This is a genomic window from Curtobacterium sp. UCD-KPL2560 (genome assembly GCF_001705035.1).
Taxonomy (GTDB): domain Bacteria; phylum Actinomycetota; class Actinomycetes; order Actinomycetales; family Microbacteriaceae; genus Curtobacterium.
Genome location: NZ_MCIG01000020.1, coordinates 14,421 through 37,010, shown reverse-complemented (window position 1 = coordinate 37,010; position 22,590 = coordinate 14,421). Strand labels below are relative to the sequence as shown.

Genomic DNA, 22,590 nt, shown 5'->3' with positions numbered 1-22,590 from the left:
TACGGGCGGCACCACCGGGACGTGACGCACACCGACGGTGTCCGGGGACCCGGGCGGCACACAGCGGGGCGTGAACTACCCTGGGATCAGGATAATCACCCCAGGAGCCCCGAACTGTCCGAACCGCTTGCACCCGACGCATCCACGACCGCGCGTCCCACCGGCACCGCCGCACTGGACGACCGGTACGGACGCACCCCGGACCGCCGCAAGCGCTCCCGACTGTTCGGCGTGGTCGCGGCGGCCGCCATCGTCGTCGTGTTCGCCGCATGGGTGATCTGGGCCGGTCTCGACCAGAGCTCGCACGGCCTCGACAACACCGAGGTCGGGTACACCGTCGTCTCCGAGCACCAGACCGTCGTGCACTCGCAGGTCTCGGTCGACCCCGGGACCGAGGCGAAGTGCGCCGTGCAGGTGCTCGACAAGGGGTACGCGATCGTCGGGTGGAAGGTCATCACCCTGCCGCCGTCGGACCAGCGCACCCGCACCGTCACGACCGAGGTCAACACGGCGACTCGCGGCGTGACCGGCTTGATCCACGACTGCTGGGTTCCCTAGACTCGTCTGATTCGCGAGCGAGACCGGCCACACCGGCCGGTCTCGTTCTCTGTCGAAGGGAACCCACATGAGCAACGACCCCCAGGTCACCTGGCTGACCCAGGAGGCGCACGACCGTCTGACGGCCGAGCTCGAGCAGCTCTCCGGCCCGGCCCGCAAGGAGATCGCGGACCGCATCGAGGCGGCTCGCGAGGAGGGCGACCTCAAGGAGAACGGCGGCTACCACGCCGCCAAGGACGAGCAGGGCAAGATCGAGGCGCGCATCCGCCAGCTCACCGAACTCCTCAAGCACGCGACCGTGGGCGAGGCCGACTTCGACGGCACCGTCGAGCCGGGCACCGTCGTCACCGCGGTGATCGCCGGCGACGAGTCGACCTTCCTCGTCGGCAACCGCGAGATCGTGGCCGACGGCTCGGACCTCACGGTGTACAGCCCGGTCAGCCCGGTCGGCGCCGCGATCGTCGGCCTGCGCGCCGGCGAGAAGACGACGTACACGGCACCGAACGGCAAGGAGATCGCCGTCGAGGTGACGAAGGTCGAGCGCTACGAGCCGTAGGCTCCGCCGCAGCACCTGACGACGCGCTCCGCTCCGGCGGGGCGCGTCGTCGTTCGTGGGCGGGGCGCGTCGTCGTTGGTGGGCGGGGCGCGTCGATCTCGGGCGGCACGCGTCAGTGCTCCTCCGGCGGGGCGCGTCGATCTCGGGCGGCACGGGTCAGTGTTGCTCGGGCGGCACGCGTCAGTGCTCCCCGGGCGGCACGCGTCAGTGCTCGAGCAGCTCCGGCTGGAACCCGACCTCGTGCAGGCGCTGCATGACCTCCTGCGCGTGCTCGGGACCGCGGGCCTCGATCGACAGGTCGAGGGCGACCTCGTTGATGACGAGCCCCTGGCCGTGCCGGGTGTGCAGGACCTCGACCACGTTCGCCCCCGCGTCGGAGATGACCTGGGCGACGCGGGCGAGCTGGCCCGGACGGTCCGGCAGCATGATCCGGATGCCGATGTAGCGCGACGCGGCGACGAGTCCGCGCGTGATCACACGCTCCATCATCAGCGGGTCGATGTTGCCGCCGCTGAGGAGCACCACGGTGCGCCCGGTGTCGCGGACCGCGCCCGACATGATCGCGGCGACGCCGACCGCACCAGCGGCCTCGACGACGAGCTTCGCCCGTTCGAGCAGGACCAGGAGCGCCCGTGCGGTGTCGTCGTCGGAGACGGTGACGATCTCGTCGACGTGGTCGCGGATGATCGGGAAGTTCATGTCACCCGGTCGGGCGACCGCGATGCCGTCGGCGATGGTCGGTCGGGTGGTCACGGTGACCGGCTCGCCCGCGCTGATCGAGGACGGGTAGGCCGCGGCGTTCTCGGCCTGGACCCCGATCACCCGGATCTCGCGACCGAGGCGCTCGGCGGTGCCCTTGACCGCGAGCGCGATCCCGGAGATGACCCCGCCGCCACCGATCGGCACGACGACCGTGTCGACGTCCGGCACCTGGTCGAGGATCTCGAGCCCGAGGGTGCCCTGCCCTGCGATCACCGCGGGGTGGTCGAACGGCGGGATGAAGACCGCGCCGGTGCGGTTCGAGAACTCCTTGGCGGCGCTCAGGGCTTCCTCGACGGAGTGGCCGCGCAGGACGACCTCGGCACCGTAGTGGCGGGTGGCCTGGAGCTTCGGCAGGGCGACGCCGACCGGGGTGAAGATCGTTGCGGGGATGCCGAGCTCGCGAGCCGCGAGGGCGACGCCCTGGGCGTGGTTGCCGGCGCTCGCGGCCACCACGCCCGCGGCACGCTCCGCGGGGCTGAGCGCCGCGAGCCGGTTGTACGCACCGCGGAGCTTGTACGCCCCGGTCCGCTGCAGGTTCTCGCACTTCAGGTGCACCGGGGACCCGAGCAGTCCCGCGAGGAACTCCGAGGTCTCCATCGGTGTCACCCGGGCGACCCCGGCGATGGTGCGGCGGGCGGCCTCGATGTCCGCGAGCGTCGGGAACGCGGCGGTCTGCTGCTGGGGCACGCTGGTGTCGGTCACGGACCCATCATCGTCGTTCGGGGCCGGTGCGGCGAACTCGTGACACGGATCTGTGGACGGACTCAGCCGTCCACAGCGGGTCGTGCCGGAGGTCAGCCGGCCGTGCCCTTCGTGGCCGTCGGCTGCTCGTCGCTGCCCGGAGCGGGCACGCCGTCGGGGTGCCGCTTCCGCCACTTCCGCTTCCGCTTCGCCTCGACGCTCGCGTGGTGGTCGCGCTGCTTCGCCTCGAGCACGTGGTCGGAGTCGAGGCCCTTCCACCGGCCGCTCGCGATCGTCGTGACCATCGAGTTGACGGTGGCGATGAGGGGCACGGCGAAGAACGCCCCGGCGATGCCGGCGAGCCCGGACGCGGCCGTGACGCCGAGGACCACGGCGAGCGGGTGCACCTTGACCGCGCTGCCCATGACGAGCGGCTGCAGGATGTGCCCCTCGACCTGCTGCACGACGAGGATCACGCCGAGCATGATGACCGCGGCCACCCACCCGTTGAAGATGAGGGCGATGAAGACGGCCAGGAAGCCGGTCACGATCGCACCGACGACCGGGATGAACGCGCCGAGGAAGACGAACACCGCGATCGGGATGACGAGCGGCAGCTGCAGGGCGGCGGCGCCGATGCCGATGCCGACGGCGTCGACGAAGGCCACGAAGATCTGCACGCGGATGAAGCTCGTCAGGGTGGTCCACCCGGCGACCCCGGCGCCGTCGATGGCCGAGCGCGCGTTCTTCGGGAAGAGGCGCACGGTCCAACGCCAGACGTTCTTGCCGTCGATGAGCAGGAAGATCGTGGTGAAGATCACGACGAACAGCCCGGCGAGCAGGTGCGTGAGCGACGAGCCGGCGCTCGCGACGCCGGACAGGATCGAGCCGGAGTTGCTCGAGAGCCAGTCGGTGGCCTGGTTGAGGTACCGGTTGACGTCGTCCTGGCTGATCCCGAGGCCCGAGTTCATCACGAAGTCGCGGATGGTGTCGTACTGCGACAGGGTCCGTTCGCGCAGCGAGGGGTAGGACGCGGCGATCTGGTCGACGACGAGCCAGACGAGGCCGGTGACGGCGGCGAGGCCGCCGACCAGGCTCACGACCACGGCGACCCACTTCGGCACGTGGTGGCGCTGCATCCAGTTCGACAGCGGCACGAGCAGCGCCGCGACGACGATCCCGATCAGGAACGGGATGAGGACCTCGCTGAACAGGGTCACCAGGTAGATGACCACCGCGACGACGCCGATCACGACGAGGACGCGCCACGACCACGCCCCCGCGATGCGCATGCCCGCGGGCACCGTCTCGTCGACTACGGGATCGGGCTGTGTCTTCTTTCCCCAGGCCATGCCCGCCACTGTACCGACGCGACAGATCGGACGTTCCATATGCGGCATACACCGCGGTCACCCCGTGTCGGCGGGGATCGGTAGCGTCGGGCGCATGGTCAGGACGACGCTCTCCGCCGCCGAGGCACGCCGCATCGCGCTCGGTGCCCAGGGCTTCGCCGCCCCGCGACCGGCGACCGTCGGGACGCGGTCGCTGAACACCGTCGTGCACCGACTCGGGCTCCTGCAGATCGACTCCGTGAACGTGTTCGAGCGGTCGCACTACCTGCCGCTCTTCGCCCGGCTCGGTGCCTACGACCGGTCGACCCTCGACCGCCTGACGATGACGAGTCGCGGCCCCTACGTCGAGTACTGGGCGCACGAGGCGGCGTTCGTCCCCCGCGCCGACCTGCCGCTGTACCGCTGGCGGATGGACGCGTACCGCGAACGGGACGCCGGGCCCACCCGCGCCACGGGTGTCGAACGGACGGCATCGGTGCGACGGGAACTCCTGGCGCTGCTCCGGGCCGAGGGGCCGATGCCGGCGAGCGCGGTCGAGCACGAGTCGAACGTCCGCCGCGGGCCATGGTGGGGGTGGAGCGACGTGAAGACCGGGCTCGAACAGCTCTTCCGCTGGGGCGACGTGGTGAGCGCCGGACGGGCGGGCTTCGAGCGCGTGTACGCCCTGCCCGAGCAGGTCCTGCCGCCCGGGTTCCTCGAGACCGCCCCGGACCGGCCCACCGCGATCACCGAGCTCGTCCGACGCGCCGCGCGAGCGGTCGGCGTCGGGACCCGGGCGGACATCGCCGACCACCACCGGCTGCGCGCCGACGACACGGCAGCGGCGATCGCCGAACTCGTCGACCGCGGCGAGCTCGTGCCGGTCGAGGTGGCGGGCTGGCGGGACCGCGCCTGGATGCACGTCGACGCCCGGCTGCCGCGTCGCATCGACGCCGACGCGCTGCTCAGCCCGTTCGACCCCGTCGTGTGGTTCCGGCGCCGGGCGGAGCGGATGTTCGGGTTCCACTACCGCATCGAGATCTACACGCCCGCGCCGCGCCGGGTGTTCGGCTACTACGTCCTGCCCGTGCTGCAGGACGACCGCCTGGCCGGTCGGGTCGACCTGAAGAGCGACCGGCAGCGCGGGGTGCTCCGCGTCCGGACCGCCTGGCAGGAGCCCGGCGGACAGCTCGACGCCGAGCGCCTGGCCGAGACGCTCCGGCGTGCCGCCGCGTGGCAGGGGCTCGACGGGATCGAGGTCACCGACCGCGGGACGGCAGCGTCCGCGGTGGCCGGGGCGCTCGGCGTCCCCCTCGTGCCGCACGTGTCGGCCGACGACACCGACGCCGCGGAGCCCGCACCCGAACCGACGGCGGACTGACCGGCCGCGGTCCGCGACGGACGGATCAGCTCCGACGGCCGCCCGTCAGAACTGGACGCGCGGCGGTTCCGCGATCGCCGCGGGCTCCGCGGTCTCGAAGAACCGCGCCTCGGTCACGCCCTTGCTCCTGGCGAAGGCCGAGTTCGGGAACGAGCGGATCTTCGTGTTCAGTTCGCGCACGCCGCCGTTGTAGGCGCGGCGGGCAGCCTGGATGCCGTCCTCGGTCGCGACGAGCTCCGACTGCAGCTGCAGGAAGGTCTGGCTCGACTGCAGCTGCGGGTACCCCTCGGCCACCGAGAACACGCTCTTCAGTGCCTTCTGCATGTGTCCCTCGGCGGTGGACGCGCTCGTGGCGTCGGTCGCACGGAGGGTCTCCGCCCGCGCCGCAGCGACGTCGTCGAAGACCGCCTTCTCGTGGGTCGCGTACCCCTGCACCGTCTCGACGATCGTGGGGACGAGTTCCGCGCGACGCTCGAGCTGGGCCGCGATGTCCGACCACGCGCCGTCGACGCGGGCCTGGAGCGACACCATGGACCGGTAGCTCACCCAGAGGGCGATCCCGACCACGACGAGCAGGACCACCACCACTCCGACGACGATCAACGTCGTGACGAGACCGGTGTCCATCGCGTGTACTCCTCTGCGCGTCGGGTCCCGCGGGGTGCAGCGCGGGTGCGAGGCCGTCTGACGGCCGTTGTCGATCCTACCGAGCAGCACCCTGACCGCCGGACGGGAGCCTCGGTTCACGGGGGATTCCCGAGTGGCGTCCACCTCGCGTGCGGCAGTCGCCCTGGCCGACCGGCCGACGTGGGTGTCATCCGTGTGGTGGATTGACCCGAGCGCCGCGATCACGTGTGATGGAAACGGTGAACACGCTCGGGGACAACGTGGACGAACGGGCCGTCGGGGACGACGGCCCAGCCGAGCGACCCCTCCCGCCCCAGGGCGGGCCGGCCCGGCACCACACGGGCCCACGACGTCGACGAGCCCGTGCGGGTGCCCTCGGCGCCGCCCTCGTCGCCGCGGTCGCCGGTCTGCTCGTGATCGCCCCCGCGGCGCTGGCCGACACCGACGTGCCCGACGCGACGACACCTGCGGTGACCACGGCCGGTGCCGAGGCCCCCGCCGCCGCCGAGGCCCCGACCCCTGCCCCGGAGTCGTCGACCGCGACGCCCGACCGCACACCACTGCTCGGCACCCTGCCGCCCGCGACCGGGCGCCCGGGGACACCCACCCCGACACCCACCGACCCGCCGGTGACCCGTCCCACGATCGCCGACCCGGGCGACGTCACGACGGCGACGGTCCGGTTCAGCGGCAGCGGCACGGCCGGGCACGCGGTGCAGGTCTCCGGCCCGGAGGGCACGGGTTGCGGGACGACCGTCGCCGCCGATGGCTCCTGGGCGTGCCTCGCGACGGTGCGCTCGGGACCGCAGCAGGTCTTCACCGTGACCGACCGCACCGACCCCGCCCTCGGCTCGGCCGCCGCGCCGGCGTCGGACGTCGTCGTCCCGCCCGTCGTCACGACCGCCGGCGCCACCGTCGGCCCGGTGAGCGGCACCGGCCTCGCCGGCGCCCGCGTCGCCGTCGCCGTGGCCGGTTCGACCGGTGAGGCCTCGGCGATCGTCGGGCCCGACGGTCGCTGGACCGTGCCCCTCGCGGCGACCGGCGCCCAGGACGGTCAGCTCACCGTCACCGCCACCCAGACCGCGAGCACCGCGGCCGGCTACAGGTCGGACCTCCGCAGCGCGGCGTCCGCACCGCAGCGCGTGGTCCTGGACCGCTCCGCGCCGGCCGCCCCCGTCGTCACGGCGCCGGTGTCGGGCGACCGGCTGACCGAGGCCACCACCGCGGTCAGCGGCACCGGCGAACCGGCTGCCGTCCTGACGGTGTACCTCGACCGCGCACCCGTCTGCCGCACGACGGTCGGCGGTGACGGCACGTGGCGGTGCACCACGTCCGGCCCCGCTGCGACGGCCGGCACGCACGACCTCACCGTGACCCAGCAGGACGCCGCGGGCAACGCCTCACCGTCCTCGTCCGTCGTCCGCGTGGTCGTCGCCGGTGACGCCGTCGCGGGCGCCACGGCCAGCGCCGGCGCGGGCACGTCCACCCCGGGCCGTGGCACGACACCGACACGCGCGGGTGCCGCTCCGGGCGCGGCGACCGGGCCGGGATCGTCGTCCCCGGGCGCCGCGGGAACCGGGACGGGTACCGGCGCGCCGTCCGACGGTGACGGCGGCGCGGGGACGGCGGGCGGTGCCGCCGGCGGTGGTCACGGCGGCCCCGGCTCGGGCGGGTCCCGCGACTGGACCGGGCCCGCGGGCGACTGGACCGCGTCGACCTCGTTCGACCGGGGCGTCCCGACCGTCCAGGCGTCCTGGTCGTGGCCCACCGCGGGCACCGCTGCCGCCGTCGCCGTCGGCTTCCTGGTGCTCGTCGCGGCACCGTTGGCGCTCGTGGGTGCGGCCGCGCGGGGACGACTCCGGAACCCGTTCGTCGGGCTGCTCGGACGGAACCGACCGCGGTCCGAGCGTCGGGCCGGCGACGAGGTCCTCCCGACCTGGGCCGCGGTCACCTTCGGCGTCGGGGTCGTCGCCGTCACAACGCTCCTCGGCGTCGGTGTCTCCCTCGAGGCCCGCTACGTCCGCCTCGCCCTGGCCGTCCTGCTCGGGTCGGCCCTGCTCGCCGCGGCCGTGGTCCTCGCCACGCGCTGGGCGGCCGGCGCGGACCGGGCCCTCGTCGGCTTCCGCGTCTCGCCGTGGCTCGTGGCCGTCGCACTCGTGGCCTGCGCGGTGACCCGGGCGGCCGACTGCTCCCCCGCACTCGTGCTCGGGGTCGTCCTCGTCCCCGTCGGGCGCCCGGGCGACGGCACCGGGTCGCTCCGCCTCGCGTCGGCGACGGCGAACGGCGTGCGCGTCGCGACGGCTCGGACGACCGCCGTGCTCGTGCTGGCGGTCGCCGGGTGGGTACTGCACTCGCTCACGCCGGAGACCGGCTTCCTGCCGGCGCTGACCGCCGAGGTCGCGACCACCCTGTGCGTCGGCGGCGTCGGTGCGCTCGTCGCGTCGCTCGTCCCCGTCCCCGGCACCGCGGGCGCGGTGCTGCTGGCGCACGCTCGAACGCGGTACGTCGCCCTCGCCGCGGTCTCGCTCGCGCTCGGCACGGCGGTGCTGTCGGGGCCCGGTACCGCCGGTCCGGCCGGGATCGCGGCCACGGCGGTCGCCGTGACCTGTGCGCTCGGGGCGCTCGCGACGTGGTGGGTCCTGCGGCGGACGGCCCCGGTCGCCACGCGCTGATCGACACGGGCGCCACGGCGCCGGGCCGGCAGGCGCGAGGCGTCTCCTCGACGTCAGCCCGGCCCGACCCGTGGACGGCCGGGAGGCGCGGCTCCCCCGTCCACGCCGGTCCGGCCCGACCCCTGGACGGCCGGGAGGCGCGGCTCCCCCGTCCACGCCGGTCCGCCCGACCCGTGGGCGGCCTCGGTGCGGGTCGCGCCGTCCACGCCGGGACGGCTCCGGTCGCGGGCAGCACGGGGCGGACGGACCGCACGGAACGCATCCGGTCCCGGTGGGAACCGGCCTGCGTCGTCAGGCAGGCGCGGTCATGGTGACGACTCGTCCACCGGGATCGTCGGGACCGAGCGCGTGTGCGGTGCGGCGCGTCGGAACAGACCGGGCAGCAGGCCGCCGAGCTTCGTGCCGATGCACAGGCTCACGAACGTGGCGATGGGCGTCCCGAGCGCCACGGGGTCGGACGTGGCGACGGCGACCAGCCCGACCGTGCCCGGGACGAGCAGCAGGAACGCCGGCAGGAACGACACGGTGGCCGGGATCGCGGGGACGAGCCGTTCGAGCAGCCGGGTCGCGACGAACAGGACGGCAGCCGTTACGCCGGTCGCGACGACGCTGCCCGCGAGGGGCGTCACGCCGGACACGAGTGCGTAGGCCGCGGTCATCACGACGACGGACGCCACGGTGAGCTTCCACCCGGCGACGAACACCAGGCTGATGCCGACCGCGAGCAGGGCGACGGCGACCCAGGACACCCAGTAAGGCGGGACGGCCTCCCACCCGGCGCGGTCCGTGCCGACCCCGGCGACCTCGCCGACGAGCGCGGCGGAGGCCGGGTCGACCCGCAGGCCCGTCAGCGCGCTCCCCGCGGCGATCCCGGCGGCCATGAAGCCGAGCATGATGAGGCCCTGCACGAGCCGCGACGCCCCGGTGACGATGTCCGCCGCGGTGAGCTCGAGCAGGGCGTTCGTGATGAGCGCGCCGGGCACGAACACCGCCACGGGTGCGCACACCGCGTAGAGCGGCACGTGGTCGAACCCGGTGCCGGCGGCGACGAGCCCGACGATGGAGGTCGACCCGAACGCGGCGAGGAACGGCACGATCGCGACGGCCTCGCGGAACCGCCGGAGCACCAGGCTGAGGACGCCGACGAGCGCGCCCACGCCGAGGGCCACGAGCACCGCCCACCACGGGCAGCGGAAGACGACCGCGAGCCCGGCCGAGGTCAGGGCGTTCCCGAGCACCCACGGCAGCCCGGGCGGCGGGACGGTCACGGCGCGGATCGCGCGGACCCGGGCGGGGATCTCCGCGAGGGCGATCGACCCGCTCTCGAGGCCGAGCACCAGTCGGTTCGCGCGGGCGACCTGGCGGAACGAGAGCTCGACGCCCTCGGCGTTCACGATCGTGGCGGCGCCCGTCGAGGTCTCGCTCACCATGACGAGTGCGGGGAGCACCCCGATCGCGAGCGACGGTCCGACCCCGGCCGTGTCGCGGGCCTTCTCGAGCGCGGACCGCACGTCGGTGACCGAGCTGCCGGCGTCGAGCAGGAGCGCGCCGAGCGTGCCGAGCAGCATGCCGGTCGGGACCGTCTCGCCGTCGACGACCTCGACGTGGGCCTCGGGGCGACCGAGGGCGTTGCGCAGGTTCGCGAGGGCGCTTCCGAGTCCGACCACGGAGACGATGCTAGGTCCTCGCGCCCGGTCGCCGGACCCGGCCACGGGACGGACGCGGGCCGGGCGCCCGAGGCGGGTCGCGCCTCCAGGCCGTCCCGTACCCCCGGTGGGACTCGAACCCACAACTCGGCGATTTTAAGTCGCATGCCTCTGCCAGTTGGGCCACGGGGGCGGGCCGCAACAGCCTACCGACGCCGCAGGGCGGCCACCCCGTCCGGGGTGACCGCCCTGCGTGTCGAGCTGGTGCTACTTGGCGTCGGCCGTGGCCTCGACGGGCGCGGCGTCCTTCGAGACGTCCTCGGCCGGGGTGGCGTACGCCGGGCCAGCGGCGTCGGCGGGCTTGCCCTCCTCCGGAGCCGGCGCGGCGGCGGGCGCCTCGACGGCGGCCTTCGGACGCGACGCGAACGTCTCGAACGCGGTGCGCGGGGTCTCGCGGTCGTCGAGCGACGCGATGTCGCGGCCGAGGAAGAAGCCACCCACCCAGTCGCCGATGACGCGCCACTTGCGCTCCCACGACGGCATCGCCAGGCCGTGGTAGCCGCGGTGGGCGCCCCAGGCGAGGAAGCCCTTCATCGCGAACTTGCCGGACTGGAACACGCCGGTCCCGAGGCCGAGGCCCGCGACCGCACCGAGGTTCGCGTGCTTGTAGTCGACCGTCGCCTCGCCGCGGATGACCGCGACCAGGTTCTTGGCCAGCTGCTTCGCCTGACGGACCGCGTGCTGGGCGTTCGGGACGCAGAAGCCGCCCACGCCGCCGCCAGTGAGGTCCGGCACGGCCGCGACGTCGCCGCAGGCCCACGCGTCGGCGACCACACCGTTGTCGTCCACGACCCGGAGGTCCGGCTGGACGCGGATGCGACCACGCTGCTCGAGCGGGAAGTCGGTGCCCTTGACCATCGGGTTCGCCATGACGCCCGCGGTCCAGATGATGAGGTCGGACTCGATGGTCTCGATCGAGTCGTCCTTGGCCTTGAGCTGGCAGACGCCGCCCTCGGCCGAGGCGAGCTGCGTGTCGAGGTGCACGACGGCACCGCGCGACGCGAGGTTCTCGAGCACCCAGTGCGACGTCTCGAGCGAGACCTCGGGCATGATGCGGCCCATCGCCTCGACGAGGTGGAAGTGCGTGTCGTCGAAGGACAGCTCGGGGTAGCTCTTCAGCAGGTCCGAGGCGAACGAGCGGAGCTCGGCGAACACCTCGATGCCGGCGAAGCCACCGCCGACGACGACGACCGTGAGCAGACGGTCGCGCTCGGGACCGGCCGGCAGGGTCGCTGCCTTGTGGAAGTTCGTGAGGATCTTGTCGCGGATGGCCGCGGCCTCCTCGATGGTCTTCAGACCGATGGCCTCGTCCGCGACGCCCGGGATCGGGAAGGTGCGCGAGACGGCACCGGCGGTCATGACGATCTGGTCGTACGACTCCTGCCACGGCTCACCGACGGCGGGCGTGATGGTCGCGGTCTTGGTGGCGTGGTCGACCGCGGTGACCTTCGCCGTGACGACGCGGGTCTTCTTGAGGTGACGGCGGTGCGAGACGATCGCGTGGCGCGGCTCGATGGAACCGGCGGCGACCTCGGGCAGGAACGGCTGGTACGTCATGTACGGCAGCGGGTCCACCATGACGACCTCGGCTTCGCCCTGGCGAAGGTGCTTCTCGAGCTTCCAGGCGGTGTAGAAACCGGCGTAACCGCCGCCGACGACGAGGATCTTGGGCACGGGGGATGATCTCCTTGGATGGGGGTTTGCCGAGAGTCAGGTCAGACTTCGCCGCCACCCGCCCCGACTCCAGCGTCTGCCAGGCCATCATACGCCCGGCACTCACACCGGGAGGGCGACCAGGCGACTCGTTCGAGTGCGCGGTCGCCGATGGGGTTGACGCCGGGTCCGGCGGCGAGTGCGTGTCCGACGAGCGCGTGCAGGCACTTCACGCGGGTGGGCATGCCACCTGCGCTGATGCCGTCGATCTCGTCGACGTGCTCGATGGACTCACGGTCGGCCAGGTAGGACTCGTGCGCGGCCCGGTACTGCGCCGCCACGGTCTCGTCCTCGAGCAGGGCAGCCAGTTCGGGCATCACCTGGTTCGCCTCGAGGGTGCTGACCGCGGCGGTGGCCGCGGGGTGGCACAGGTAGTACAGGGTCGGGAACGGGGTGCCGTTGCCGAGCCGGGGCTTCGTCGACACGACGGTCGGGTTGCCGCAGACGCAGCGTGCCGCGATGCCGATGACGTCACGCGCCGGTCGTCCGAGCTGCGCCGAGACGACCTGGATGTCGCGTTCGGAGGGCGGGTCGAAGGGAGGTGTCGTCACGGGCACGTGAGCCTAGCGGAGTCCCGGCCGGGGGCCTACTCGGTGACGGCGCACCCCTTCCGGCGGTCGAGCCCGGTTCCCTGCTCGGGTCGGGCCCAGCTCACTTCCCGGTGGAGGACCCCGTCGGCTCGCCGGTCCCCGAGACGTCGGGCGCCACGAGCTGCTCGGTGGTCTTCTTGGTCAGGCCGGACTCGAGCACCGACGACAGCATCGCCTGCACCCAGTCGACCTTCGGCGTCTGCACCTTCGCGCTCACCGGGCTGCCGGAGTCGGTGGTCGTCCGGTCGTCACCGCGACCCTGGTCGGCGCCCATGACGAGGTAGCTCTCCTCGCCCGGGTAGACGTAGAGCAGCCGGTCGCGCGCCTGCGCCTCGATGTACGCGGGGTCGTCCCACCGCGCGACGTCCTGCTTCTTCTGCGCGACGTCGGCCTTCTGCGCGGCGACCTCGCGCTGCTGCTGGGCGATCTGCTCCTGCTGCTGCACGAGCGTCCGCAGCGAGGGTGCGAGCACCACGACGAACAGCACGATGATCGCGAGCATGAGCAGGCTGAACCCGGAGAACCGGATCGAGCGGTACCAGGGCTGCTCGCCCGTGCCGGTCGCCGGCATGGCCACGGGGACGCGGCGGACGCGGGGCTTCTGACTGGGCACGGTCCGACGATAACCCGGGCCGGTCGGTCCCGTGGCCCGGCACGCGGACCGTCGTGCGTCGCTCGGCACCCTCCCAGCGGCCGGGAGGCGCGGCCCACCTCCGCCGCGAGGGGCGCGTCACCACACGGCTGGCCGGGGCCCCGAGCGGGCAGGACGTGCCGCTCACGTCCGCCACGCGGGCCGGATCGGTCGGGCGGCGGCGCCCGTCGTGACGGGTCGGGCCCGCTCGGCGACGGTGACGGGCGCGCCGCCGAGCGGGCCGGACGTGCCGGGAACGGCGAGACGCCGCCCTCCCGGAGGAGGACGGCATCCGACGTGTGGCGCTGTGACCGACTACAGGGCAGCGGCGCGCGGGAACGCGGTGCGGCCGGCGTAGACCGCGGCGTCGCCGAGCTCCTCCTCGATGCGGAGCAGCTGGTTGTACTTCGCGACGCGGTCCGAGCGGGCCGGGGCGCCGGTCTTGATCTGGCCGCCGTCGACCGCCACCGCGATGTCGGCGATGGTGGTGTCCTCGGTCTCACCGGAGCGGTGCGACAGGATCGCGGTCATGCCGTGGCGCTGCGCGAGGGAGACGGCGTCGAGGGTCTCGGTCAGGGTGCCGATCTGGTTCACCTTGACGAGGATCGAGTTGCCGGCCTGCTCGTCGATGCCCCGCTGCAGACGCTTCGGGTTCGTGACGTACAGGTCGTCGCCGACGAGCTGGAGCTTCGAGCCGAGCTCGGAGGTGAGGTGCTTCCAGCCCTCCCAGTCGTCCTCGGCGAGGGCGTCCTCGATGGTGACGAGCGGGTAGTTCGCGACGAGGTCCGAGAAGTACCCGGTGAACTCCTCGCTCGAGAGCTGCTTGCCCTCGAACGTGTACTTGCCGTCGTGGAAGAACTCGGTGGCGGCGACGTCGAGGCCGAGCGCGATGTCCTTGCCGGGCGTGAAGCCGGCCTTCTCGATCGCGGCGAGCAGGAAGTCGAGCGCGGCACGGTTCGACGCGAGCTCCGGCGCGAAGCCGCCCTCGTCGCCGAGGCCGGTGGCCAGGCCCTGCTTCTTCAGCTCGCCCTTGAGGGCGTGGTACGTCTCGACACCCCAGCGGAGCGCCTCGGAGAAGCTCTCGGCGCCGTAGGGCACGAGGAAGAACTCCTGGATGTCGACGTTGGTGTCGGCGTGCGCGCCACCGTTGACGACGTTCATCAGCGGGACGGGCAGCGTGTGCGCGTTCGGGCCACCGAGGTAGCGGAACAGCGGCAGGTCGGCCGAGTCGGCGGCGGCGCGGGCCACGGCGAGCGAGGCGCCGAGGATCGCGTTCGCACCGAGGCGCGACTTGTTCTCGGTGCCGTCGAGCTCGATGAGCGCGGCGTCGACGAGGCGCTGGTCGGTGGCGTCGAAGCCCTCGAGCGCCGGGCCGATCTCGTCGAGGACGGCGTCGACGGCCTTCAGGACGCCCTTGCCGCCGTAGCGGTTCGCGTCGCCGTCGCGGAGCTCGTACGCCTCGAAGGCGCCGGTGGATGCACCGGACGGCACGAGTGCGCGCGAGACCACGCCGTCGTCGAGGAGGACCTCGACCTCGACCGTCGGGTTGCCTCGGGAATCGAGGACTTCGCGTGCTCCTACGGCATCGATCACGGCCACGGGGTACTCCCTACACGTTCGGTTGGTGATTGCGGGGTCGATCCTAGCGACGCCGGGTGGACGGCAGTCGCCCGTGACGTCCCGCGGACGGACTCAGGCGAGCGGTCGGAACTCCACGCCCTCGAGCGTCTCCGTGTCGGCGCGGACGCTCGCGAAGGCGTCGAACCCCTGCTCGGCCAGTCCCGCGAGCAGGTTCTTCGTGTTCTTCGTCCGTCGCTCGAGTCGGACGCGTCGGTGTGTCGCGAGCGCCTCGGACTTCAGCGCCGCGAGCCGGACCGGGTCGACGTCCTTGTCGTACACGAGCACGACGGCGTCGGACTCGGCCGACTCGGGCAGCGTCACGAGGTCGACGAGCCGCTCGAACCCGAGCGAGAACCCGACGGCCGGGACGTCCTGCCCGAGGAACCGCCCGATCATGCCGTCGTAGCGTCCGCCCCCACCCAGGCTGTAGCCGAAGTCGGGGTGCGCGACCTCGAAGATCGTCCCCGTGTAGTAGCCCATGCCGCGCACGAGCGTGGGGTCGAAGCGCAGGTCGACACCGGGCAGCGCCGAGCGCAGGCGCTCCAGGTCGGCGAACGCCTCGGCGTCGAGCCAGTCGGCACCGCGGGCGGTGTCCCAGTCGGCGGCCTCGAGCGCGCGGATGGTGTCCTCGAGCCCGGGCAGGTCCGCGCCGATGACGTCACGGAGCTCGGCGGCCACGCCGTCCGCGCCGATCTTGTCGAGCTTGTCGACGGTGATGAGCGCGCGGTCCGCCGTCGCCGGCTCGGCGATGCCCCACGAGGCGAGCAGGGCCAGCAGGATGCGGCGGTCGTTGATGCGGATCGTCGTGCCGGCGATGGCGAGGGCGTCGAGCGCCGCGGTCGTCGCGCGGATGAGCTCGATCTCCGCCAGCTGGCCGGGCTCGCCGAGCACGTCGATGTCGCACTGCACGAACTGGCGGTAGCGCCCCTTCTGCGGGCGCTCCGCACGCCACACGGGAGCGATCTGCACCGATCGGAACACCGACGGCAGCTCTGCCCGGTGCGAGGCGTAGAAGCGGGCCAGCGGGACGGTGAGGTCGAACCGGAGCCCGAGGTCGGCGAGGTCGAGCGGCGCCTCGGCCCGCTGCAGGTCTTCGACGCCCAGCCCGCGCTTCATCACGGCGAACGCGAGCTTCTCGTTGTCGCCGCCCAGGCCGGAGTGCAGGCGGGCGGCGTCCTCGACCACGGGGGTCTCGATCTCGTCGAACCCGTGGCGGGCGTACACGTCGCGGACGACGCCGAGCACGTGCTCGCGCCGGGCCTTGTCCGCGGGGAGGAAGTCACGCATGCCACGGGGTGCCGTCACGGTCGTCGCCATGCCTCGATCCTGCCAGAACGGGTACCGCCGGTTGCGCACCCGACTGGCCGGTGATACGCTACATCCAGAACCTCGGTTCGGTGACTGCCTGATCCGGTCACCGGGCCGTTCGCGGGGACGAAGTGCTGCAACGTCGCCCCGCGGTTCGAGCGGGTGTCCCTGGTGATGCGTTCCCTGGCGCGTCGCGACCCGCTCGCGGGCGTCCTCCTTTTTCGGGTTGGGAGGGCGCCCGCTTCTCGTTGTCCGGCGGTCGGCCACACCGGTCAGCCGCATCGGTCGGCCACACCGGCGGTGCACGCCGGCCAGCCCCACCGGCCAGCCGCAGCGGTCGGCCTCGCCGGTCGCCCTCGCCGGTCGGCCACGCCGACCAGCCCCGCCGGTCAGCCGCGTCCCACCTCCGCCTCGTCTGCGTCACGCCCCCGGGCCTCGAGCATCCCGACCGCCGCCCGGAGCCCGGCGACCGGGTCGATCCCGGCCGCCCGTGCCGCGGCCACCTGCTCGAGCACGGCGATCCCCCACCGGGCGTCCGCACCGGGGTCGCTCGACCCGTCGGCCTGCGACTCGTCCGCACGCCCCGCACCTGCCGACGCCACTCCGTGTCCCGCGCCGGACGCACCGGCACCGGCACCGGGTGCGGCAGCGGTACCGGCACCGGCACCGGGTGCGGCAGCAGTGCCGGATCCGGCACCGGTCACCGCCGCCAGCACCGCGTCCGCGTCGCCCCGCTCCTCGAGCCGCTCGAGCAGCTTCACGGCCCGCTCCAGCGGCGGCATCGCCCGCGGCACCCCGTCGAACACGCTCCGCCGCCCGGCCTTCTCCGCCGCCTTCGCCGCGCGCCACACGCGGACGACCTCGTCCTCGGTGTCGGCGCGCTCGTCCCCGAACACGTGCGGGTGCCGGCGGACCATCTTGTCCCGGACGCCGGCGACGACGTCCTCGAGGTCGAACCCACCCGCGGCCGCGGAGACCCCCGCGTGCAGCACCACCTGGTAGAGCACGTCGCCGAGTTCCTCACGGAGGTCGTCGTCGTCCCCGTCGTCGATCGCGTCGACGAGTTCGTACGCCTCCTCGACCGCGTAGTGCGCGAGTGAGGCGTGGGTCTGCGCACGGTTCCAGACGCACCCGCCCTCGGGAGCGAGCAGGCGGTCGACGACGGCGACGAGGTCCGGGACGGCGGTCATGCGGCCATGCTCGCACGCGGGGCCCGGTACGATGGGCCCAGGTGTGTCGGGAAGTCTGGTCGACGGTCCGTTGCCCGACCCCACACCCCGGAGGACCATGTCGGCACTCGTCCGCTCCCCCCGCTTCAGCGCGATCGCGCTCCTCACCGCCGCCGTCCTCGGACTCGTCGTGGCGAACTCGCCGCTCGGCCCAAGCCTCGAAGGCGCCCTCGACGCCCACTCGCCGTGGGGTGCGGTCGGCCTCGACCTGTCGGTGTCGCACTGGATCAGCGACGGGCTGCTCGCGGTGTTCTTCCTGCTCGTCGCGATCGAGCTCAAGCAGGAGCTCGTCGACGGGGAGCTGTCGAACCCGAAGACCGCGGTGGTCCCCGCCATCGCAGCGGTCGGCGGCGTGGTCGTCCCCGCGGGCATCTACCTCGCCGTCACCACGGGCACGGCGTACCAGCACGGCTGGCCGATCCCGACCGCGACGGACATCGCCTTCGCGCTCGGCGTCCTCGCGGTGTTCGGCCGCGGACTGCCCTCGACCCTGCGCGTGTTCCTGCTCGCACTCGCGGTGCTCGACGACCTCATCGCGATCGTCATCATCGCGGTGGTGTTCGCGCACGGGACGGACTTCCTCGCCCTCGGCGGTGCCGTCGTCGCGCTGCTCGTCTTCGCGGTGCTCGGTCGACTGCTCCGTCCCGGCCGCAGCGCGCAGACGTGGATCGTCGTCGCGATGGTCCTCGTCGGGCTCGTGACCTGGTGGCTCGTGTACCACTCGGGGGTCCACGCCACGATCGCGGGCGTCGCGCTCGGGCTCGTGCTCCCGCGCCGGCCCGCACACACGCTGCACGAGCACGTCGAGCCGTGGTCGAACGCGGTCGTGCTGCCGGTGTTCGCCTTCGCCTCGGCTGCGGTCGTCGTCCCCGCGGTGGGCATCGGGGAACTCTCCCCGACGTTCTGGGCGGTGGTGCTCGCGCTCCCCGTCGGCAAGGTGCTCGGCATCACGCTGTTCGGCGTCGTCGCGACGAGGGTGTTCCGCGCCCCGGGCCGGTCGCGCCTGTCCTTCGGCTCGATCGTCACCGTCGGCGTGCTCGGTGGCATCGGCTTCACGGTGTCCCTGCTCATGAACGAGCTCGCGTTCGCCCGGAACGAGGAGATCCTCGACGAGGGCGTCCTCGCCGTCCTCGTCGGCTCCGGCATCGCGATCGTCGCCTCGGCGGTCGTGGTCAGCGCGAAGGCGCGGCACCACCGCGCCCGCCGGGCGCTGTCCGAGGCCGAGGTGACCGAGTAGGTCGACGCGCTGCGGCAACACCGCCGTCGGACGACAGCGGCGTCGTCGCGCCGATGCGGCATCCGCGACGGGGCGCGACGAGCGGTCTGCCGCGACCACCGCCCGGACAGGAGGCGCGGTGCGGGCCCGCCACGCGCCTCCCGTCGGACCACGGGCCGGACGGGAGGCGCGGTACCGGCCCGCCACGTGCCTCCCGTCCGACGACGGGACGGGCCGGAGGCGCGCTGCCGGCCGGCCACGCCGCCTCCGGTCCGAGAGGACGACCCGACGGGCCGAGCCGGTCAGGCGACGCGCGTCAGGCGGCGGTCGTCTCCGCGGGCGTCTTCGACGCCCCGTAGACCGCCGTCAGGATGCCCTCCACCCAGTCGATGAGCGCGTCGTCGGGCAGGGTCTCGCCGTGCGGCTTCGGCAGCGGGATGCTCGACGCGTCCTGCTGCGGGAACCAGCGCGCCCCGGGGTACATCCGCGCGAGCCGGACCTGCGCCGAGTCGGGCAGCTCCTTGCCCGCGACCCGCAGGTTCGAGCCCATCACGACGACGTCGGACAGGCCGACCTGCTGCGCCATCCGCCGGAGTCGGGAGACCTCGACGAGCGTGCGCACCGCCTGCGGGGGCTGGCCGTAGCGGTCGGTGAGCTCGTCGAGCACCATGTCGATCGCCTCGGGCTGCGCCGCCGGGGCGGACGCCGCCGAGAGCTTCTGGTACGCCTCGAGGCGCAGGCGCTCCGACTCGACGTAGTCCTCGGGGATGTGCGCGTCGACCGGGATCTCGAGCCGGAGCTCGGTCTGCCCCTCGGCGACGTCACCGCGGAACTGCGACACCGCCTCGCCGATCATCCGGAGGTACAGGTCGAAGCCGACCCCTGCGATGTGGCCGGACTGCTCGCCGCCGAGCAGGTTGCCCGCACCGCGGATCTCGAGGTCCTTCATGGCGACCTGCATGCCCGCGCCGAGCTCGTTGTTCGCCGCGATGGTCTCGAGGCGGTCCTGCGCGGTCTCGGACAGCGGCTTGTCCGGGTCGTACAGGAAGTACGCGTAGCCGCGCTCCCGGCCACGGCCGACGCGACCGCGCAACTGGTGCAGCTGCGAGAGTCCGTACTTGTCGGCCTTGTCGATGATGAGCGTGTTCGCGTTCGCGATGTCGAGGCCGGTCTCGATGATGGTCGTCGAGACGAGCACGTCGAACTTCCGCTCCCAGAAGTCGACCATGACCTGCTCGAGGGCACCCTCGGACATCTGGCCGTGCGCGACCTGGATCCGGGCGTCGGGGACGATCTCGGCGAGGTGCGACGCGACCGACTGGATGTCCTTGACGCGGTTGTGCACGTAGAACACCTGGCCTTCGCGGAGCAGCTCGCGCCGGATCGCCGCGGCAACCTGCAGGTCGGACTGCGGTCCGACGAACGTGAGGATCGGGTGGCGGTCCTCGGGCGGGGTGGCGAGCGTCGACATCTCGCGGATGCCGGTGACCGCCATCTCGAGCGACCGCGGGATCGGGGTCGCCGACATCGCGAGCACGTCGACGTTGGTCTTGAGCTTCTTGAGCTGGTCCTTGTGCTCGACGCCGAACCGCTGCTCCTCGTCGATGATGACGAGTCCGACGTCCTTGAACTGGATGTTCTGCGACAGGATCCGGTGCGTGCCGATGACGATGTCGACGGTGCCGTCCGCGAGGCCCGCGATCGTCTCCTTCGACTCCTTCTCGGACTGGAAGCGGCTCAACGCGCGCAGGTGCACCGGGAAGCCGGCGAACCGCTCCTGGAACGTCTCCATGTGCTGGCGGACGAGCAGCGTGGTCGGCACGAGGACCGCGACCTGCTTGCCGTCCTGCACGGCCTTGAACGCGGCACGGATCGCGACCTCGGTCTTGCCGTAGCCGACGTCACCGGACAGCAGCCGGTCCATCGGGATCGGGCTCTCCATGTCGCGCTTGATCTCGTCGATCGTGGTGAGCTGGTCGGCGGTCTCGGCGAACGGGAAGGCTTCCTCGAGCTCTCGCTGCCACGGGGTGTCCGGGCCGAACGCGTGGCCCTTCGACGCCATGCGCGCCGAGTAGAGCTTCACGAGGTCGACCGCGATGTCACGGACCGCCTTGCGCGCCTTCGACTTGGCGGCCGACCAGTCCGAGCCGCCCATCTTCGACAGCGTCGGGTTCTCGCCGCCGACGTAGCGGGACAGCTGGTCGAGCTGGTCGGTCGGGACGAAGAGCTTGTCACCGGGGTAGTTCCGCTTCGACGGTGCGTACTCGAGCACGAGGTACTCGCGCTGCGTCTTCACGGCGTTCCGGCCGCCGGAGCTCACCTCGCGCGAGACGAGCTCGACGAACCGGGCGATGCCGTGCGTCGCGTGCACGACGACGTCGCCCGGCTTGAGCTGCAGCGGGTCGACGACGTTCTTGCGACGACCCGCGAGCTTCTTGACGGTCCGGGCGCCCTGCTGGACGCTGCGGCCGTAGAACTCGGCCTCGCTCAGGACGGCGATGCGCGGGTCGGGGGTGGCGAAGCCCGCCTCGACCGACGCGGTGGTCACGACCGCGACGCCGGGCTCCGGCGGTGCGGTGAGGTCGCCGGCGCGGGCGGCGACGCCGGCGTCGGCGAGCACCTGGACGGCGCGCTCGACGAGGCCCTTGCCCTGCGCCGTCACGACGACCGCCCACCCGTCGTCGACGAGCTGCTTGACGTGCCCGACGGCACCGTCCGCGCTGCCGGCGAAGCTCGGGATCGACTCGGCCCGGACGCGGATGTACTCGCCGGCCTCGCTCGCGGCCTCGGCGTCGGTGAGCACGCGGTCGCGGTCGCCCTCGTCGAGCCCGGAGTCGAACGGCGTCACGGTCCACCAGGTGCGCTGCCCACGGCCGTTCTTGAGCTGCTGCACGGTCAGGAAGTTGCCGGCGTCGAGGTCGATCGGCGCCTGCGCACCGGCGACGGCGGCGCTCCACGCGGCCTGCAGGAACTCGGTGTTCGTCTCGGCCAGGCTGTGCGCACGGCCACTCACCCGCTCCGGGGACAGCACGGCGATCGTCGCGGCCTCGGGCAGGTACGAGGTGATCGGCACGAGGTCCTGCACGAGCGCGGGGGCGAGGGACTCCATGCCCTCGACCGGGATGCCCTCGGCGATCTTGGCGAGCATCTGCGACAGGTTCGGGAACTCGTGCAGCATCTCGCGCGCCCGCTGCCGGACGTCGTCGCTCAGCAGCAGTTCACGCGAGGCGGTGAGCTCGACCACGCCGAGGTCGTCCTCGGTGGTGCGCTGGTCGGCGACCGAGAACGCCTTGATGGCCTCGATCTCGTCGCCGAAGAAGTCGACGCGCACCGGGTGGTCGGCGCCCGGCGGGAAGACGTCGAGGATGCCACCGCGGACGGCGAACTCACCACGACGCGTGACGAGGTCGACACGGGCGTACGCGAGGTCGACCAGCTGCGCCGCGATCCCCGCGAGGTCGTTGCCGCGCGAGTCGGTGCGGAGGACGACCGGCGCGAGCGAGGTCAGGTTGCCCGCGATCGGCTGCAGCGCCGCCCGGACGCTCGCCACGACGACGACGGGACGGCGATCGGCCGGGTCGGCGTCCTGCCACGCGGCGAGCGTGCGGAGCGTCGCGATGCGGGTGCCGACCGTCTGCGCGCTCGGGCTCAGGCGCTCGTGCGGCAGGGTCTCCCACGCGGGGAACTCGAGGACCTCGGCATCGGGCACCGTGCACGTGAAGGCGCTGCGGACCGCCTCGGCCTCGCGCCCGGTGGCGGTCACCACGAAGAGGCACTGCGGGCCGGAGCGCTCAGCCAGGAGGGCGGCGAGCAACGGCACGCGCAGGCCGTCGACGACGGAGAAGTCAGCGTCACGCCCGGCGGCGCGGAGGACGCGATCGAACGCGGAGGCGCGCGAGAGCGCAGGGATGATGCCCGAGATCGTCACTCAGGAGATGGTACCGGCGCCCTCCGACAGCGGGCGCGGCGTGCGCGACGGGCGAACACACCGCCCCGTGCTGCTCCGGTG

16 protein-coding genes and 1 tRNA gene are annotated in these 22,590 nt (G+C 73.0%); 5 read left to right on the top strand and 12 right to left on the bottom strand.

What is annotated here, in order from left to right; all coding sequences use genetic code 11:
- Positions 1-231 precede the first annotated feature (231 nt).
- The gene (locus BEP24_RS17495) at positions 232-558 is read left to right on the top strand and encodes a DUF4307 domain-containing protein (RefSeq protein ID WP_171898747.1); all 327 of its coding nucleotides are present in this window, start codon (positions 232-234) and stop codon (positions 556-558) included.
- Between the two features lie 67 nt (positions 559-625).
- The gene (greA, locus tag BEP24_RS07175; RefSeq protein WP_065961813.1) at positions 626-1,114 is read left to right on the top strand and encodes a transcription elongation factor GreA; all 489 of its coding nucleotides are present in this window, start codon (positions 626-628) and stop codon (positions 1,112-1,114) included.
- 204 nt (positions 1,115-1,318) lie between these two features.
- On the opposite strand, the gene ilvA is transcribed toward greA, so the two are convergent.
- Together ilvA and BEP24_RS07165 are read right to left on the bottom strand one after the other, a co-directional pair.
- Positions 1,319-2,578 (bottom strand): threonine ammonia-lyase, encoded by a 1,260-nt coding sequence (gene ilvA / locus BEP24_RS07170; RefSeq protein WP_083230173.1) that lies wholly within the window; start codon positions 2,576-2,578, stop codon positions 1,319-1,321.
- A 92-nt stretch (positions 2,579-2,670) separates the two neighbouring features.
- Positions 2,671-3,909, bottom strand: a complete 1,239-nt coding sequence (locus BEP24_RS07165) for an AI-2E family transporter (protein WP_065961812.1) — start codon at positions 3,907-3,909, stop codon at positions 2,671-2,673.
- A 94-nt stretch (positions 3,910-4,003) separates the two neighbouring features.
- Here BEP24_RS07165 and BEP24_RS07160 point away from each other — a divergent pair, with 94 nt between their 5' ends.
- Complete coding sequence (locus BEP24_RS07160; RefSeq protein ID WP_065961809.1) at positions 4,004-5,269, top strand: crosslink repair DNA glycosylase YcaQ family protein; 1,266 nt, start codon at positions 4,004-4,006, stop codon at positions 5,267-5,269.
- 45 nt (positions 5,270-5,314) lie between these two features.
- Here the strand turns inward: BEP24_RS07160 and BEP24_RS07155 are convergent, their stop codons facing one another.
- Positions 5,315-5,896 (bottom strand): LemA family protein, encoded by a 582-nt coding sequence (locus tag BEP24_RS07155; RefSeq protein ID WP_065961803.1) that lies wholly within the window; start codon positions 5,894-5,896, stop codon positions 5,315-5,317.
- A gap of 230 nt (positions 5,897-6,126) precedes the next feature.
- On the opposite strand from BEP24_RS07155, the gene BEP24_RS07150 reads away from it, so the two are divergent.
- Positions 6,127-8,568, top strand: coding sequence for an Ig-like domain-containing protein (locus BEP24_RS07150; RefSeq protein WP_216093117.1), 2,442 nt, complete (start codon positions 6,127-6,129; stop codon positions 8,566-8,568).
- A 305-nt stretch (positions 8,569-8,873) separates the two neighbouring features.
- On the opposite strand, the gene BEP24_RS07145 is transcribed toward BEP24_RS07150, so the two are convergent.
- From BEP24_RS07145 to BEP24_RS07110, 8 genes are all read right to left on the bottom strand, one after another.
- Positions 8,874-10,235, bottom strand: coding sequence for a threonine/serine exporter family protein (locus tag BEP24_RS07145; protein ID WP_065961798.1), 1,362 nt, complete (start codon positions 10,233-10,235; stop codon positions 8,874-8,876).
- Positions 10,236-10,333: 98 nt separating this feature from the next.
- A tRNA-Leu gene (locus tag BEP24_RS07140) sits at positions 10,334-10,407 on the bottom strand.
- Positions 10,408-10,481: 74 nt separating this feature from the next.
- A complete protein-coding gene (locus BEP24_RS07135) occupies positions 10,482-11,948 on the bottom strand; it encodes an FAD-dependent oxidoreductase (protein WP_065961794.1) in 1,467 nt (488 codons plus the stop codon).
- A gap of 41 nt (positions 11,949-11,989) precedes the next feature.
- Positions 11,990-12,538: a DUF501 domain-containing protein gene (locus BEP24_RS07130; RefSeq protein ID WP_065961837.1), complete on the bottom strand. Its 549-nt coding sequence runs from the start codon at positions 12,536-12,538 to the stop codon at positions 11,990-11,992.
- A gap of 100 nt (positions 12,539-12,638) precedes the next feature.
- Positions 12,639-13,190, bottom strand: coding sequence for a septum formation initiator family protein (locus BEP24_RS07125; RefSeq protein WP_083230170.1), 552 nt, complete (start codon positions 13,188-13,190; stop codon positions 12,639-12,641).
- A 333-nt stretch (positions 13,191-13,523) separates the two neighbouring features.
- The gene (eno, locus tag BEP24_RS07120; protein ID WP_065961793.1) at positions 13,524-14,807 is read right to left on the bottom strand and encodes a phosphopyruvate hydratase; all 1,284 of its coding nucleotides are present in this window, start codon (positions 14,805-14,807) and stop codon (positions 13,524-13,526) included.
- Positions 14,808-14,900: 93 nt separating this feature from the next.
- The gene (gene hisS / locus BEP24_RS07115) at positions 14,901-16,145 is read right to left on the bottom strand and encodes a histidine--tRNA ligase (RefSeq protein WP_065961791.1); all 1,245 of its coding nucleotides are present in this window, start codon (positions 16,143-16,145) and stop codon (positions 14,901-14,903) included.
- 380 nt (positions 16,146-16,525) lie between these two features.
- Positions 16,526-17,326: a MazG family protein gene (locus tag BEP24_RS07110; protein ID WP_065961789.1), complete on the bottom strand. Its 801-nt coding sequence runs from the start codon at positions 17,324-17,326 to the stop codon at positions 16,526-16,528.
- A gap of 97 nt (positions 17,327-17,423) precedes the next feature.
- Here BEP24_RS07110 and nhaA point away from each other — a divergent pair, with 97 nt between their 5' ends.
- Positions 17,424-18,602: a Na+/H+ antiporter NhaA gene (gene nhaA, locus BEP24_RS07105; RefSeq protein WP_065961787.1), complete on the top strand. Its 1,179-nt coding sequence runs from the start codon at positions 17,424-17,426 to the stop codon at positions 18,600-18,602.
- A 295-nt stretch (positions 18,603-18,897) separates the two neighbouring features.
- Here the strand turns inward: nhaA and mfd are convergent, their stop codons facing one another.
- Positions 18,898-22,509: a transcription-repair coupling factor gene (mfd, locus tag BEP24_RS07100; RefSeq protein WP_065961785.1), complete on the bottom strand. Its 3,612-nt coding sequence runs from the start codon at positions 22,507-22,509 to the stop codon at positions 18,898-18,900.
- Positions 22,510-22,590: the final 81 nt, after the last annotated feature.